Here is a 15590-nt window from a genome sequence, read left to right on the forward strand (position 1 = left end):
GCCCGAACGACTTCAGTGATTGTGGCGAGACTCGCCTCGCGTTCTGACGATGTCTACATACGGCACCGCCGGCTCCAGACAGGCCCCGGTGCCGTGCTGGCCGACCATGGATCGATAGATCTCTTCCCAGGGTGTCTTGTTGTGCAGTTCGAGCGGCACGAAGGCCTCGCGGCGCCCTGACATCTCGTCGTCGGAAATCAGCACGTCGACCCGACAGCGCGTGAGGTCGATGCGCAGCCGGTCGCCCGTCTTCAGCAACGCCAGATTTCCGCCGACGGCCGCTTCCGGTGAGACGTTCAGGATCGACGGCGTCGCACACGTGCCGCTCTGTCGCCCGTCGCCCAGCGTCGGCAACGCCGTGATCCCCTGCTTGATGAGCGCCGCCGGCGGTTGCATGTTCACGACCTCGGCGCCGCCGGGGAACCCGACCGGACCGCAGTTGCGGATGACCAGCACGGAACGCTCGTCGATATCAAGCGACGGATCGTCGATGCGCGCGTGATAATCCTCCGGCCCTTCGAACACGATCGCACGGCCCTCGAACACGTTCGGGTGTGCCGGGTCCGACAGGAAACGCTTGCGGAACGCGTCGTCGATGACGCTGATCTTCATGACGGCGCTGTCAAACAGATTGCCGGAAAGCACGACATAACCGGCAGCCTCCTTGAGCGGCGTTTCGTATGCCCGAATGACCTCGCGATCCGGCGCTTCGACGGCCGCCAGATCCTGGGCCAGCGTCTTGCCCGTCACGGTGCGAACCGCCGTGTTGAGCTTGCCCGCCCGGCTCAGTTCGCGCATCACCGCCGGCACGCCACCGGCGCGATGGAACGCTTCGCCGAGAAAACGCCCCGCCGGCTGGCAATCGACGAGCAACGGAATACTCGGCCCCAGACGCTGCCAGTCCTCCAGCGTGTGATCCACCCCCATGTGGCGCGCAATCGCCACCATGTGGATGGGACAGTTCGACGACGCCCCCAGCGCCGCCGCCGCCACGACGGCGTTCTCGAATGCGCCCTTCGTCATGATGTCCGACGGACGCAGGTCCTCGGCGACCATCTCCACGATGCGCCGCCCCGTGTGATACGCCATCCAGCCGCGTTCGCGATGCGGCGCCGGAATCGCCGCGCAGCCGGGCAACGACATGCCGAGGGCTTCGGCCAGCGAATTCATCGACAGTGCGGTGCCCATGGTGTTGCAATGGCCCGCCGAGGGTGCCGACGACGACACTTCGTCCATGAACGTCTCATAGTCGATCTCGCCCACCGCGTGACGCTTGCGGGCATCCCAGATCACGGTCCCCGATCCCGCCAGCTTGCCCTTCCACCAGCCGTCGAGCATCGGCCCGCCCGAGAGCACGATCGACGGGATGTTCACGGTCGCCGCCGCCATCAGACACGCCGGTGTGGTCTTGTCGCACCCCGTTGTCAGCACGACGCCATCGATGGGATACCCGTGGAGAATCTCGACGAGGCCGAGATACGCGAGATTGCGATCGAGCGCCGCCGTCGGTCGCTTGCCAGTCTCCTGAATCGGGTGGACGGGAAACTCCAGCGGAATGCCGCCCGCGTCGCGAATCCCGTCGCGCACCCGTTTGGCGAGTTCGATGTGATGCCGGTTGCACGGCGCAATATCCGACCCGGTTTGCGCAATGCCGATGATGGGCTTGCCGGACTGGAGTTCTTCGCGCGTGATGCCGTAGTTCATGTAACGCTCGATGTAGAGCGCCGTCATGCCGGGATCGGAGGGATCGTCGAACCAGCGACGGCTGCGCAGACGTGCCTTGCCTTCGCCATCGTCTTGCGCGCCGGTTGCCGACGCATTGGCCATCTGCGAGATCGGATGTTTGGACTGAGTCATAGGTGAATGTCGGAAGTCGTTGAAGTCTGTAGGCTCACGCTGCGGCGAGGTGAGACGTGAACTCGGTCATCAGGGGCATGCCGGCGAAGAACGCACTCAGGTTCTGCCGGACGAGTTGCGCCATGGCGCCGCGTGTCTCGACCGTCGCGCTCGCACGATGCGGTTGCAGCACGACGTTCGGCATCGTCAGCAAACGACGGTCGATATTCGGTTCGTTCCAGAACACGTCCAACGCGGCGCCACGAATACGGTCCGCGATCAGGTAATCGACCAACACCGGTTCGTCGATGATGCTGCCGCGCGCAATGTTGATGAGATATCCCTGCGGGCCGAGCGCGTCGAGCACCTCGCGGCTCAACACGCCGCGCGGGATCTGATCGGCCGCCGCGCAGACCATCAGAAAATCCGAGTCCCGTGCGAGGTCCACCGGACTTGCGTGATAGGCGTAGGCAACGTCCGGGAATCTGGCCCGGTCGTGGTAAGCGATCTGCATGCCGAACGCCTCCGCCCGGCGCGCGACGGCGCGTCCGACCCGGCCCAAGCCGAAAATGCCCAGACGCTTGCCGAACATTCGCGTGGCCAGCCCGATCGTCGCGTTGCCCCATCGCCCCGAGCGCACCAGCGCATCGTTCTGCGGGATCTCGCGCGCCGCCGCGAGCATGAGTCCCATGCCCATGTCGGCAACGTCTTCCGTCAGCACGTCGGGCGTGTTCGTCACCCGCACCCCTCGTGACGCCGCATGCCGCAGATCGATGGCATCCACCCCGACCCCATACGACACGATGACTTCGAGTTGTGGCAGGGCGTCGATCAGCGCAGCGTCGGCGCCGACTTCTCCATTCGTGGCGACGGCACGGATTCTGGGCGCGACACTGGCGATCAGGGCCTGCGGGTCGGCCGCGCCCGGCAACACGTGCAATGTGAACTGCTTCCCCAGTAACGCCATGTCGGCTTCCGGATAAGGGGAAACCACCAGTACCTCTTCCTTGTGCATTTGCGTCTCCTCGTGTTAGATTTTGCGCGTTGGTTACCGGTAACCAAGTCTAACCCAACAAGCGTACGTTGGTAAGGCGTTTCGGAAAAAAAGCGCGATAACAAGCTGGCTGACTCGCTGGCGAGCGCGCCGCCATAGATGCGACTGTTGCCTGAGACAGCAGGCAAGGAGACAGGCGCCGATCATGCAGCCATTAGGAGACAAAGACATGCCGTCACGCAGTGAATCAGTCGCATCCGTTGCACACGGAGGCGCGTATCTGAGTTCGTCCGGACGAAGCGAAAGCGAGGCATCGCCAACGACACCGGTATCCGCACAGCAACTCCGTCGCGCCATTCTGACCAGTGCGGTCGGCAGTGCGCTGGAGTATTACGACTTCGCCATCTTCGGTCTCGCTACGGCGCTGATCTTCAGTCACGTCTTCTTTGCAACACTCGATGCCAACGCGGGGTTGCTCGCCAGTTTTGCGACTTACGGCGTGGGCTTTCTGGCTCGCCCGCTGGGGGGACTGTTCTTCGGTTCGCTCGGAGACCGGAAGGGGCGCAAGTTTGTACTGCTCGTGACGATTGCCATCATGGGCATCTCGACCACGCTCGTCGGACTCTTGCCGGCAACGCCGTTGGGCGCCATCGGGCTGGTGCTGTTGCGCCTCGCGCAGGGATTCGGCGCGGGTGCGGAGCAAGCGGGTGCCTCCACGCTGATGGCGGAAGTCGCACCGCTGCGCAAACGCGGCTTCTTCGCAGCATTGCCCTTCGTCGGCATCTTCGCGGGCTTCGGCATTGCGACCGCGACGTTCAGCGTCATGCAGTACTTCATGGATCAGGCGACCGTGCTGGCGTGGGGATGGCGCATTCCCTTTCTCGCCAGCGTCGTGCTGATCGGCATCGCCATCTGGATTCGCCTGCGTCTTCGTGAAAGCCCGGCATTCGCGGCACTCGAAGGCAAGAAGGAAGTGGTGAAGTCGCCGATGCGACTTGTCATCAAGGAAGCGCGCCGTCCCATCTTCGCCGCCGTGCTGATGCGACTGGCCGAGCAAGGTGGCTCCACCATCTACACCACGATCGTTATCGCGTATCTGAGCGGGACGGTGGCCGCGCGACACGGCATGGCGCCGGGCGATCTGGCCCGCGTGGGCACGACATGCGCCCTGATCGCCACGCTCTCGAGCGTGATCACGACACCGCTCTTCGGCGCCCTCTCGGACACGTTCGGCCGGAAGACCGTCTATCGCTGGGGCGCGATCTTCATGCTCCTGTGGGCCGTCCCGGCCTGGTGGATGATCGGCACCGGCACCCCCGCTCTGGTAGCCATCGCGATGTTCGGCGGTCTCGCGATCGGATCGAACAGCATGCTCGGCGCGCAGTGTTCGCACTTTGCCGAACTGTTCGGCAATCGCTATCGCTACTCCGGCGTCGCCCTCTCGCGCGAAATCGGCGCCGTGCTCTCCGGCGGCCTCGCCCCCATTCTCGGCATCTATCTCATCGGGCTGGCTGGCGGCGGCTTCTGGGTCATGGGGGTGTACACCGCCATGCTGTCCGCACTCACGCTCGTCGGTGTTGCGCTGTCGACCGAAACGCGAGGTCGCGACCTCACGGATCTGCGCGACGCCGTGTAAGCCACGCCACCGTCACTGAAATATCGCCACCGTCATGGAAATGTCGAACATGGGTAACACAGGCAACACGGGTCATCGCGTCGCAAATAAAACGATTGTCGTGACGGCTGCCGCCAAAGGCATCGGCCGCGCCTGCGCACTGTCGCTCGCCGCAGAAGGCGCACAAGTCTGGGCCACGGATGTGGACGAAGCCGGTCTGGCCAGTCTGCATTCGGCGCTACCTTCCGGCCGCCAGTTGCACACCGCGCACCTCGATGTGCGCAGCAGTGAAGCGGTGGCTGCCTTCGCCGCGCGCATCGGCCGTGTCGACGGTCTGTTCAACTGTGCAGGATTCGTACACGACGGCAGCATTCTCAAATGCTCGGAAGAGGATTGGGACTTCAGCTTCGATCTCAACGTGAAATCGATGTACCGCATGATTCGGGCGCTGCTGCCCGCGATGCTCGAATCCGGCAAGGGCGGCTCGATCATCAATATGGCGTCTGCGGCCTCCAGCGTGAAAGGGGTCCCGAACCGGTTCGTCTACGGCGCCTCCAAGGCGGCAGTCATCGGCATGACGAAAGCCCTTGCGGCCGACTTCGTCTCTGCGGGCATTCGCTGCAACGCGATTTGCCCGGGCACGGTCGAATCTCCCTCGCTGAACGATCGCATTGCCGCTCAGGCCGCCGCCACCGGGCAGGACATCGCTCAGGTGCGTGCGGCGTTCATCGCGCGCCAGCCGATCGGACGCGTGGGCCGCGCCGACGAGATCGCCGCACTCGTGACCTATCTGTCCTCCGACGAATCGGCATTCACCACGGGCGCGATCCATGTGATCGACGGCGGATGGTCAAATTGAGTATCGTAGGCAGCCTATGACACGTCAGACATCGGGAGAGGAACATGAGTGGCATGAATGAAAAAGTCGCGCTGGTGACAGGTGCGAGTGCAGGCATCGGCAAGAGTGTCGCGCTCGGGTTGCTGGCGGCGGGTTATCGCGTGGTGCTTGCCGCGCGCAACGCGCAAGCACTGCAAGCCGTGGCGGCCGAAGCCGGTGCCGATGCGCAGCAACGGGTGTTGACCGTCAGTTGCGATGTGGCGGACCCGGCGTCGGTCCATCGACTGTTCGACGCAGTGGAATCGCAATGGGGGAGGCTCGACCTGCTCTTCAACAACGCGGGCGTGTTTACCCCGCAGCGTTCCATCGAAGACGTTTCGTACGACCACTGGATGCAGGCGGTGAACGTCAATCTGACCGGTGCGTTTCTCTGTACGCAGGGCGCATTCCGGTTGATGAAAAAGCAATCGTCTCCGGGCGGACGCATCATCAACAACGGGTCGATCTCCGCGCACGCACCACGTCCACAGTCCGCGCCCTATACCGCCACCAAGCACGCCATTACCGGGTTGACGAAGGCGACGTCGCTCGATGGCCGTCCGTTCAATATCGCGTGCGGTCAGATCGACATCGGCAACGTCGTCAGCGACATGAGCGAGCTGATGGCGAAAGGCACGCTGCAAGCCAACGGCACCACGATGGTCGAACCCCGGATGGGCATGGACAACGTCGTGCGCGCCGTGCTCTACATGGACAGCCTTCCGCTTGAGGCCAACGTCATGTTCATGACCGTCATGGCCAGTCATATGCCTTTCGTGGGACGCGGCTAAGCCCCCACATCAGGAGACATTTCAATGCTGATCCGTTATGCGTTCTTCCGGGGGCAGATCAAGGCCGGCAGGGAAGCCGATTTCGCACGCCATGTGCAAGACAAGCTGGTTCCCCTCTGGACACGCTTTCCCGGTGCGAAGGAAGTCAGGATTCTGCGGCAGCGACACACCGACGCCGCCGACCTGAACCTGCCGCTCGGCATCGCGATCCGCTTCGACACGCAGGAAGACATCGACGCCGCACTGGCGTCACCGGCCCGGCTGGAAAGCCAGGCCGAGTCGCGCACGCTCATGGAGATGTTCGACGGTACGGTCTTTCACACGGTCTTCGATGCACAGGAGTTCGTGGGTCCGTCAGACTGACTCTCCATCGAAACGTGCGGGCGAGCGGCACCGCTAGAATGGGCAGACCTGCCCAACTCGACCGGTCGTCGCTCCCTCATGCGCAAAATCCTCACCGCTGCCCTGCTCTGCCTGCCACTGCTCGCCCATGCCGACTCTCGCGCCGATTGCAAGGACCGCTTCGGCGAATGGACCAAGGCATTACAACCGGGGCGCACCGTCGATACGGACTTCGCCACCTGCAAGGTCTGGCCGGCCAACCCGGCACAGACGCTCGCTGTCCTGCCGATGCCGCAACCCGGCAGTACCGACGACGACAAGGTCTACGACGTCGAAGTGATCGTCGCCGACAGCCAGAGCGGCAAGATCGTGGCACACCGCTTCGAGAAGGCGGCGATCACCTCGGATGCCGTCATGTTGCGCGGCATCGCGCTCGACACTGCCCCGTGGCGGCTGACCGCTCAGGTGCTGGCGTTCGGCATACGCACCACCTTCGAAGGGTCCTCGCGCGTCAACCCGTTCTCGCAAACGGCGCTCAGCCTCTACGTCGTCGATGGCACGAAGCTGCGCAAGGTCGTCGATAACCTCGCCACGCAATCGAGTGGCGGCGAATGGGACGGCAATTGCGCAGGCAGCTTCGACGATACGTCTCGCGCCGTCTCCGTCGGCCCTGCCGGGAAAGACGGCTACGCCAGACTGATCGTGAGTCAGAAGACGACGACCACGACGAACAAGCCCACGCGCAACGACTGCGCGAGCAAGGAGAGCACGTCGAAGGGCGCCAACGTCACCCTTGAATACGACGGCGCACGCTATGTCGTGCCCAAAGCCCTGGCGGGTGGATGACCTGCCGGTAAGGGTGATTTTTTGTATCATTGCATTTTTACAAAAACAAATGCAATATTCGAGGCATGAACAATGCCCTCATTCCCCCGCACACGTCGCTTGAACTGGACGGCACGCCCTATCGCTTCGTGGATTTGCCGACGATGTTCGGCGATGTGCTGCCGCGTCTGCCGGTCGTGCTGCGACTGCTGCTCGAGAACGCCGTGCGCAATCTCGACGGCGCTGAGCGCGAGGCCGCAGTCTCGGGTGTGTTGAGCTGGCTTGAGCAGGGCACCAGCGAAGCGGAAATCGCATTTCAGCCCACGCGCGTGCTCATGCACGACACGACCAGCACACCGGCCCTCGTGGACATTGCCGCCATGCGCGACGCGCTGGCCGAGGCCGGCGTCGATCCGGCCGTCCTGAATCCCACGCTGCGTGTCGATGTATCCGTCGATCACTCGCTGGCCGTGGAGCAAACGCGCCGGGCCGATGCGGCCACGCTCAATCTCGAAATCGAGATGCGCCGCAATGCGGAGCGTTACCGCTTTCTGCGCTGGGCATCGAAGGCGCTCGACGGGGTGCACATCAACCCGCCGGGCACCGGCATCATGCACACCATCAATCTCGAACAACTCGCCACCGTGGCGACACAGCGCACGGTCGATGGGGTGACGTGGCTGATTCCCGACACGCTCATCGGCACCGACAGCCACACGCCGATGATCAACGGCATCGGTGTACTCGGCTGGGGTGTCGGCGGGCTGGAAGCCCAGACGGTCATGTTCGGCATGCCGGTCATGCAGCGCATTCCCGACGTCATCGGTGTGAAGCTCACGGGACGTCTGCCTGCCGGCACCTCCGCCACCGACCTCGCATTGCGCGTGACGAAAGCGTTGCGCGACATCGGCGTGTCGGGCGAGTTCGTGGAGTACTTCGGCCCGGGGGTGTCGACATTGACGGCAGGCGAGCGCGCTGTCGTTGCGAACATGGCCCCCGAATACGGCGCGACCACCGGCTACTTTCCGGTCGACGACAGCACGCTCGACTATCTGCGCGCCACCGGACGCGCCGAAGCCCTGATCGAGTCCGTCGAAACCCTCTATCGCCGCGCCGGCCTCTGGTTCGACGCCGACAACGCCCCGCGCTACACGCGCGTGATCGAGATCGATCTCGCTACCGTCGCATTGCACGTCGCCGGTCCTCGCCGTCCGCAGGATTTGCTGCCTTACGCGAAAACCGGCGACGCCCTTCGCGAAGTCGCAGGACAACCCTCGCACACCTCGACCTCACTGCCCGTCTGGCCGGTGGCCATTGCGGCGATCACGAGCTGCACGAATACGTCCGATCCTGCGCAACTCATCGCGGCGGGACTGGTGGCGCGTCGTGCGCGAGCCTTGGGATTGCGCGTCGCCGACTGGGTGAAGACGTCGCTGGCGCCCGGCTCCCCCGCTGCCGTCGACTATCTGCAACGTGTCGGACTCACGGACGATCTCGCCGCCGTCGGGTTCGACATCGTCGGCTTCGGCTGTACGACCTGCATCGGCAACTCGGGGCCGCTGTCCGCGCCGATTGCACAGGCCATCGCGGAACAGACGGCGTCGCCCGTCGCCATGCTCTCGGGCAATCGCAACTTCCCGGGACGCGTGCATCCTGACCTGAGCCTCGGCTTCATCATGTCGCCGCCGCTGGTCATTGCGTACGCGCTCGCCGGATCGGCCGCCATCGACCTCAGCACGTCACCGGTGCAGACCCGGGCCGACGGCACGGCCATCTACCTCAAGGACTTGTGGCCCACGCGTGAGGAAGTCGATGCCCTCGTTGCGTCGGGCACCCGCCCGACGGACTTCAAGTCGGCATTCGCCATCGCGTCGTGCAACCCGATGTGGTCGAGCCTCGACGCGCCCCAGTCCGCCCGCTTCCCCTGGGACCCCGACTCGACGGCATTGCGGCGTCCGCCTTTCGCTTCCCTCGATGCGGGCACGCAACTGGGCGACTACACGGCTTATCCTCTGCTCGCGCTGGGCGACGATGTCACGACCGACCACATCTCGCCAGCCAGCGCGATTCCAAAGCAAAGCTACGTCGCCGACTTCCTCGTGGCAAAGGGCGACGACCGCAACGACCTGAACGTCTTCGCCTCGCGGCGCGGCAACTGGGAAGTGATGGTGCGCGCCGCGTTCTACAGCAAGACGCTGGCGAACCTGCTGGCCGACGACCTGCCGGTCGCGCATACGGTGCACGGGCCGAGTGGCGACGTCATGCCGATCTTCGAAGCGGCGCAACGCTATCAAGCGGCGGGCGATCCGGTCGTGTTGCTGGCAGGGGCGCGCTACGGCACGGGGTCTTCGCGTGACTGGGCGGCCAAGGGGCAGCGTCTTCTGGGGATTCGCGCGGTAATTGCGGTAAGCTTCGAGCGTATTCACCGTTCCAACCTGATTGGCATGGGCATTCTGCCGCTGCGCTTTCCCGCAGGCATCGACCCGGTAACGTTGGCCATCCGTCCGAACGACACGATCCACATCGCCGCCAACGCCGAGACGATCTCGCCGCGCGGCGCCGTCGAAGTGCGCATCGAGCGCGCCGATGGCCGCAGCGAGCGCTTCACCGCCACGGCTGCCGTCGAAACGCGCCTCGAAATTGCGCTGCTGCGACAAGGCGGAGTGATTCCGTCGATTCTGCAACGGACACTGGCGCAACACGCCGGGGATGCATGATGGCGAGGTGCTGCATGCCGGTCCCGACTTCTTCGCGATGAAATCCGAGCGCTCCATTGCCACACAAATCGTCGATCTGATTCAGGCCGAAGGCATGCAGGCCGGTCAGCATCTGCCCGCGCAGATGCTCGCCGACAAGCTGCGGATCTCCCGCTCGCCGATCAACGAAGCGCTCGCGCTGCTGCACGACAAGGGCGTTCTGGTACGTGAGCGCAATCGGGGATATTTCGTGGCACAACCGGTGCCGACATCGGACGTCGACGCTGCGCAATCGCTCGGGCTCGACGAGACCGACATCGTCACGAGCACCTACTTCCAGATCGCGGACGACCTGCTGCGCGGCCAGTTGCCCGGCGAGTTCTCCGAACAACTGATTCGCACGCGCTACGGATTGACGACGACACAACTGGGCGCCGTGCTCGGACGCATTCGCGACGAAGGCTGGGCCGAGCGCAAACCCGGCTACGGCTGGCAGTTTTCGTCGATGCTGACAACGCCCGACAGCCTCATCCAGACGTATCGCCTGCGACTCGCGCTTGAACCGGCGGCACTGCTGGAGCCGGGCTACCGGCTCGATGCGAAGGTGCTCGAACGTCTGCGCGCCGCGGAACGCCATCTGCTCGATGGCGGCATCGAGACCGACACGCCCGATCAGTTGCATGAGCGCGGCGTGCGCTTTCACGAGTCGCTGGTCGAAGCCTCGGGCAATCCGTTCTTCGTCGACACGATGCGACGCGTCACACGCGTACGGCGTCTGCTCTCGTACCGCTCGATGCAGGATCGTGCGCGCTACCGTCCCCACGCGCAGCAGCATCTGGAAATTCTCGAATTGCTGGCGCGCGAGCGCAACGAAGATGCGTCCGCATTGCTGCACGCTCACCTGCAACACACGATCGACGCCATCGGCAAGATCGCCGGTCTGCTCGAACCCTGATCCCTTCCCCCGACTTCCGACGCCCATCATGACGCCCGACCCGACCCTTCTCAAAGCGTTTGCACCGACCGGCGTACTGCGCGCCTGCATCAACCTCGGCAATCCGATTCTCGCGGGCACCGACGCCCAGTCCCGACCGGTCGGCATCTCCGTCGATCTGGCCGGTGCGCTGGCGAAACGGCTGGGCGTCGATCTCGAACTCGTGGTGGTCGACGCCGCAGGCAAATCGGTGGAGGCGGTCACGAACGAGCAGGCCGACGTCGGTTTCTTCGCCATCGATCCGCGTCGCGCGGCGACCATCGGCTTCACCTCGCCGTACGTCCTCATCGAGGGTTATTACCTCGTGCGCGACGCGTCGCCCGTCAAGACGAACGCCGATGTCGATCAGGCCGGCACGCGTGTCGTCGTCGGTAAAGGCAGCGCTTACGACCTGTTCCTCTCGCGCGAACTGCAACATGCGGAAATCGTGCGTGCGCCGACGTCGCCGACCGTCATCAAGACGTTCATCGATATGGGCTGCGAAGTGGCGGCCGGTGTGAAGCAGCAACTGGAGCAGGATGTCGCGAACCTTAGCGGCTACCGCCTGCTCAACGAACGCTTCATGGTGATTCGTCAGGCCATGGGTGTGCCGATCACGCGCGGCGAAGCCGCACTGGCCTATCTGAAGACGTTCGTGGAAGACATGAAGCGTGAGGGCTTCGTGGCAGACGCCATGCAGCGTCACGGCATCGCGGGCGTGAGCGTCGCGCCTGCCGAATAAGCTGATTTCGTTCGTTTTTCCGCTCGCTTTGCTTCTGGCCGCAGGCTTCGCCTGCGTCGCCATGACTGCGCTCCTGCCACCGCCATCGATAAATGCCGGTTGCATGCTTCGGGGGTGCGCGGCGTGATGTGGCACTGACGTCGCAATGATGCCGCACCGATGCCGCACGTCAGTCATTCGAGCGAATATGCAAAAGATTCCGAACCGTGGGTTGCAGCTCCCGTCCCTCCAGGTCACGCCGCCCACGCAGGCCCGGCCCGGCGCAACGCATGCCCCTGCCTCACTGGGACTTCCCACGCCGGCGGCGGCCAACCCGCTGTTGAGCGGCCTGCCGGTCAGGGCCCGACGCTCGCCGAGTCCCTCGCCGGATGCCGTCGATCACTCGGATAGCGATTGCAGCATCGAGATCGTCATCGAGGAAGTCGAGCCGGAACCGCTGCCCCAATCCGAGTCACCCGGCGCGCGACGTCCGAACCGGCTTGCTCCCGGTCTCGATCACAACAACCTGACGGTCTTCGGCGCAGCGCGTGTCGAAACGGAAGTCAGCGATCGTCCCACGCTTTTCAAGCACCTTCAGCCGCTGGATGGCCGCCATGCCGGTGAAGACCGCGGGGTGTCGTTCGAATCGAAAGTGATGTACCTGAAGCCCGCCGAGCGGTCCCAGTTCAAGGTCTCCGTGCAAGACGGCCTGATGATCGGCGCCGACGGCCGTCCCATCGATACGCGAGACGCATCGCGTCGCCCGGGCAAAACCCCGGAGCGCGCCATCTTCGTGATGGACAGGCACGGCGACATCTACTTGTCGAAGACCTTCAGGAAAGGGCTGTTTCACCATTCGAGCTTTCTTGCGGGACAACCCGTCGCCGCGGCGGGCGACATCCGTATCGAGAACGGCAAGGTCACGGACGTATCGCGCACCAGCGGCCACTACCAACCGACGAGCCGGCACTTGCAGCAGTTCGTCGATCACCTGACGAACCTCGGTGTGCCCGCCACGTTCCACGTGCACGACAGCAACGCGACGCCCGCCGATTCGGTTTAAGCGCCGGTCCTTCCAATGCCGACGTATTTGCCCGGCGTCACGCCAAACGCCGTGCGGAACATGGCAATGAAATTGCTCGGACTCGCGTAGCCCAACGCATCGGCGATGCTCGACACCGATTCGCCTTCGGAGAGCATCTCGACGGCGCGCATCAGCCGCGCCTGCTGACGCCATTCGGATAACGTCATGCCGACCGACGCGGCAAACAGCCGTCGCGCGGTGCGCATCGAAAGTCCCGCCATCGACGACAGCGTTTCCAGTGAGTGCTCCCGCCCCGGCTCGCTCAACACGAGCTCGGTCATCTTCAGCAGCCGCTTGTCGCTGGGCATCGGCAGATGCAGCGGCTCATGCCGCGCCGCCCGGATTTCATCGATGAGCACGGCCACGACGCGCTCGTCCTCCGGCGACGCCGCCGTTTCCGTGCGCCACGCCGCCACCCGCTCGATCAACGCTTCGAATAACGCCCCGACGGACAACACTTGCGGACGATCGGGCAGCGTCGCGCAATACGCCGGCGCGAGCAGGATGTTCGCGCCGGTTCTCACGCCCTTGAGTTCGCCCCAATGCATCAGATCCGGTGGAATCCACACGGCTCGTTTCGGCGGTAGCAGCCATGCGCCGAATTCGGTGCGGATGTGGAAATGTCCGGCGGCGATGTAGATCAGTTGCCCCTGCGGATGCCGGTGCCACCGGTTCAGGCGACTGACGCCGTGCAGCCGCTCGCCATCCAGACCGAAGCCTTTCAGAACGGCGCGATGCGTCGTGGTTTTCGCGGTCGGGCTGGGCATGTGGAGGTCGCAGGAGGATGGCCGATTTTCAGCATATTTTGACCTTATGCGGATAACGGATCAACCACGGCGACCGATAGAGTGCGTGCTGAAACGCCACCGACGTGGCGCGCATGAAACGAATCAAGGGAATCGAAATGTCGCACAAACCCGCCATCGTCATCGCTGGTGCAGGGCCCGCCGGTCTGGTCGCCGCCAACATGCTTCATCGGGACGGCTTCGACGTCACCGTCTTCGAAGCGGATGCTTCCGTCACGTCGCGCGATCAGGGCGGCATGCTCGACCTGCACGTGCCGGACGGCCAGTTCGCGCTGAAAAAGGCAGGCTTGTTCGACGCCTTCATGGCCATCGCCCGCCACGACGATCAGGAACTGCGCGACATCGACTGGGCCACGGGCGCGGTGCTGCTCGAAGACATCCCCGCGCCAGGCACGGGAGATCGCCCCGAGATCGACCGCCTCGTGCTGCGCGAACTGCTGCTCACGCCGCTGCCTGCCGGAATGGTCGTATGGGGGGCGCGCATCGCACAGGTGACCCGGACGCCCAGCGGACGCTGCGTCGTGCGTCTTCACGATGGACGGACACACGAATGCGATCTCGTCATCGGGGCAGACGGTGCAGGGTCGGCCGTCAGAGCCGCACTCACCGACGTCCGTCCGGGCTATTCGGGGGTGACGTTCGTCGAGTTGTGGATGACCGATGTGGACCGCCGTCATCCTGCGATTGCGAAGATGGTCGGACACGGTACGCTCATGTCGCTGGGCACCGGGCAAGCGACGGGAACGGCGCTCTTTGCACAGCGCAACGGCAACGCCGTAATCCGGAGTTATGCCGCATTCCGCACCCATGCCGACGACACCGATCGCCCCGAGAAGGCGCTCGCCAACCTCACGAAACAGGACCTTCTCGCGCGCTTTCCCGGCTGGTCGCCCACACTGCTGACGCTGATCGAAGACGCCGACCGTATCGCAGCCATCCGCCCCATCGTCGGCCTGCCGGTGGGCACGCGATGGCCTGCCACGCCCGGTCTCACGCTGATCGGCGACGCCGCGCACGTGACGCCGCCGATGGGTGTCGGCGTCAACCTCGCCATGCTCGACGCCGCCGAACTCGCGCAAGCCATCGCGAGCCAGACCGACTGGCAAGCCGCCGTCCACGCGCAGGAGCAAGCCATGCTCGATCGTGCTGCCGAGACGAGCGCGGAATGCACGGATGCCTTCAGGGAATGGTTCGGGCTGGCGGGCGTTGCGGGGTTGCCTGCGCAATAGCGTGATCGCACTCGGGCCTCTGGGGGACGACACCTGCCCGAACGTCGTGACGATGGAAACTATGCGGCGCGTCTCGTCACCTTGAGTCCTTCATCCTCCAGCGCCTTGCACACGGCCGGGCGCGCACGCACGCGCTCGTACCAGTGTTGCAGATGCGCCAGATCGTCGAAGTGAATGTCCGCCTTGTAGACGGAGTCGAGCCACGACGCCTGTCCCCACTGCGTCAGCGTGAACAGGTAGGCATCGGCCACGGTATAGGTGTCGCCCATCAGATACGCCCGCCCCGCCAACTGTGCGTCGATCCATGCAAAGCGATGGGCGAGCTTCGGCTTTGCCGACTCGGTCGCGTACTTCCCCGCCAGCACGGCATAGAGCAGCGGAATAAAGCCCTTGTGGATTTCCGTGCTCAGAAAATTGAGCCACTCCTGAAGCCGGTAACGCGCCAGTGATCCGTTCTCCGGGACAAGCCCCAACGCCGGCTTCCGATCCGCCAGATATTGCACGATGGCGGGTCCTTCACGCAGCCGGGTGCCGTCTTCCAGTTCGAGTAGCGGCACGTAACCGAACGGACTGCACGCGAAAAAGTCGCTCCCGTCCTCCGTTGTATGCGTCTTGTAGTCGACCTTCACCAGCGAGAAGTCGTCGCCCAACTCATTGAGCACGATATGTGTCGACAGCGAGCAGGCACCCGGCACGTAGTAGAGCTTCATTCATGTTCCCCGAATAGATTCGACAAGTCCGACGCATTAGCGTCGTGATGGCGCACAGCCCGGATTGCGTGCGACCGGCACCATTCTAGGC

The 15590-nt window shown here is 64.2% G+C and carries 14 protein-coding genes; 10 read left to right on the forward strand and 4 right to left on the reverse strand.

Annotation, left to right across the window (positions count from 1 at the left end):
* Positions 1-12 precede the first annotated feature (12 nt).
* Positions 13-1827, reverse strand: a complete 1815-nt coding sequence (locus tag C5N93_RS14420) for an IlvD/Edd family dehydratase (protein ID WP_242559927.1) — start codon at positions 1825-1827, stop codon at positions 13-15.
* Positions 1828-1891: 64 nt separating this feature from the next.
* Positions 1892-2851, reverse strand: coding sequence for a 2-hydroxyacid dehydrogenase (locus tag C5N93_RS14425; protein ID WP_242559803.1), 960 nt, complete (start codon positions 2849-2851; stop codon positions 1892-1894).
* Between the two features lie 208 nt (positions 2852-3059).
* Here C5N93_RS14425 and C5N93_RS14430 point away from each other — a divergent pair, with 208 nt between their 5' ends.
* From C5N93_RS14430 to C5N93_RS14470, 9 genes are all read left to right on the forward strand, one after another.
* Positions 3060-4466, forward strand: coding sequence for an MFS transporter (locus C5N93_RS14430; protein ID WP_242559804.1), 1407 nt, complete (start codon positions 3060-3062; stop codon positions 4464-4466).
* Positions 4467-4515: 49 nt separating this feature from the next.
* Positions 4516-5304, forward strand: coding sequence for an SDR family oxidoreductase (locus tag C5N93_RS14435; RefSeq protein WP_242559805.1), 789 nt, complete (start codon positions 4516-4518; stop codon positions 5302-5304).
* Between the two features lie 53 nt (positions 5305-5357).
* On the forward strand, positions 5358-6113 hold the full coding sequence (locus tag C5N93_RS14440) for an SDR family oxidoreductase (RefSeq protein WP_242559928.1): 756 nt from the start codon (positions 5358-5360) through the stop codon (positions 6111-6113).
* A gap of 24 nt (positions 6114-6137) precedes the next feature.
* Entirely contained in the window at positions 6138-6476 is a 339-nt protein-coding gene (locus C5N93_RS14445) for a hypothetical protein (RefSeq protein WP_242559806.1), read from the forward strand.
* Between the two features lie 78 nt (positions 6477-6554).
* Positions 6555-7301, forward strand: coding sequence for a hypothetical protein (locus C5N93_RS14450; protein WP_242559807.1), 747 nt, complete (start codon positions 6555-6557; stop codon positions 7299-7301).
* 65 nt (positions 7302-7366) lie between these two features.
* Complete coding sequence (acnA, locus tag C5N93_RS14455; RefSeq protein WP_242559808.1) at positions 7367-9997, forward strand: aconitate hydratase AcnA; 2631 nt, start codon at positions 7367-7369, stop codon at positions 9995-9997.
* A gap of 37 nt (positions 9998-10034) precedes the next feature.
* Positions 10035-10931, forward strand: a complete 897-nt coding sequence (locus C5N93_RS14460; RefSeq protein ID WP_242559929.1) for a GntR family transcriptional regulator — start codon at positions 10035-10037, stop codon at positions 10929-10931.
* 28 nt (positions 10932-10959) lie between these two features.
* Entirely contained in the window at positions 10960-11691 is a 732-nt protein-coding gene (locus C5N93_RS14465) for an ABC transporter substrate-binding protein (protein ID WP_242559809.1), read from the forward strand.
* Between the two features lie 187 nt (positions 11692-11878).
* Positions 11879-12733, forward strand: a complete 855-nt coding sequence (locus C5N93_RS14470) for a hypothetical protein (RefSeq protein WP_242559810.1) — start codon at positions 11879-11881, stop codon at positions 12731-12733.
* Here the strand turns inward: C5N93_RS14470 and C5N93_RS14475 are convergent.
* On the reverse strand, positions 12730-13521 hold the full coding sequence (locus C5N93_RS14475) for a helix-turn-helix transcriptional regulator (RefSeq protein WP_242559811.1): 792 nt from the start codon (positions 13519-13521) through the stop codon (positions 12730-12732). The two genes, C5N93_RS14470 and C5N93_RS14475, sit on opposite strands and share 4 nt — an antisense overlap.
* A gap of 137 nt (positions 13522-13658) precedes the next feature.
* On the opposite strand from C5N93_RS14475, the gene C5N93_RS14480 reads away from it, so the two are divergent.
* On the forward strand, positions 13659-14789 hold the full coding sequence (locus C5N93_RS14480; protein WP_242559812.1) for an NAD(P)/FAD-dependent oxidoreductase: 1131 nt from the start codon (positions 13659-13661) through the stop codon (positions 14787-14789).
* Positions 14790-14848: 59 nt separating this feature from the next.
* On the opposite strand, the gene gstA is transcribed toward C5N93_RS14480, so the two are convergent.
* Entirely contained in the window at positions 14849-15499 is a 651-nt protein-coding gene (gstA, locus tag C5N93_RS14485) for a glutathione transferase GstA (RefSeq protein WP_242559813.1), read from the reverse strand.
* Positions 15500-15590 lie beyond the last annotated feature (91 nt).

This window comes from Pandoraea sp. LA3 (genome assembly GCF_022696215.1).
GTDB lineage: Bacteria > Pseudomonadota > Gammaproteobacteria > Burkholderiales > Burkholderiaceae > Pandoraea > Pandoraea capi.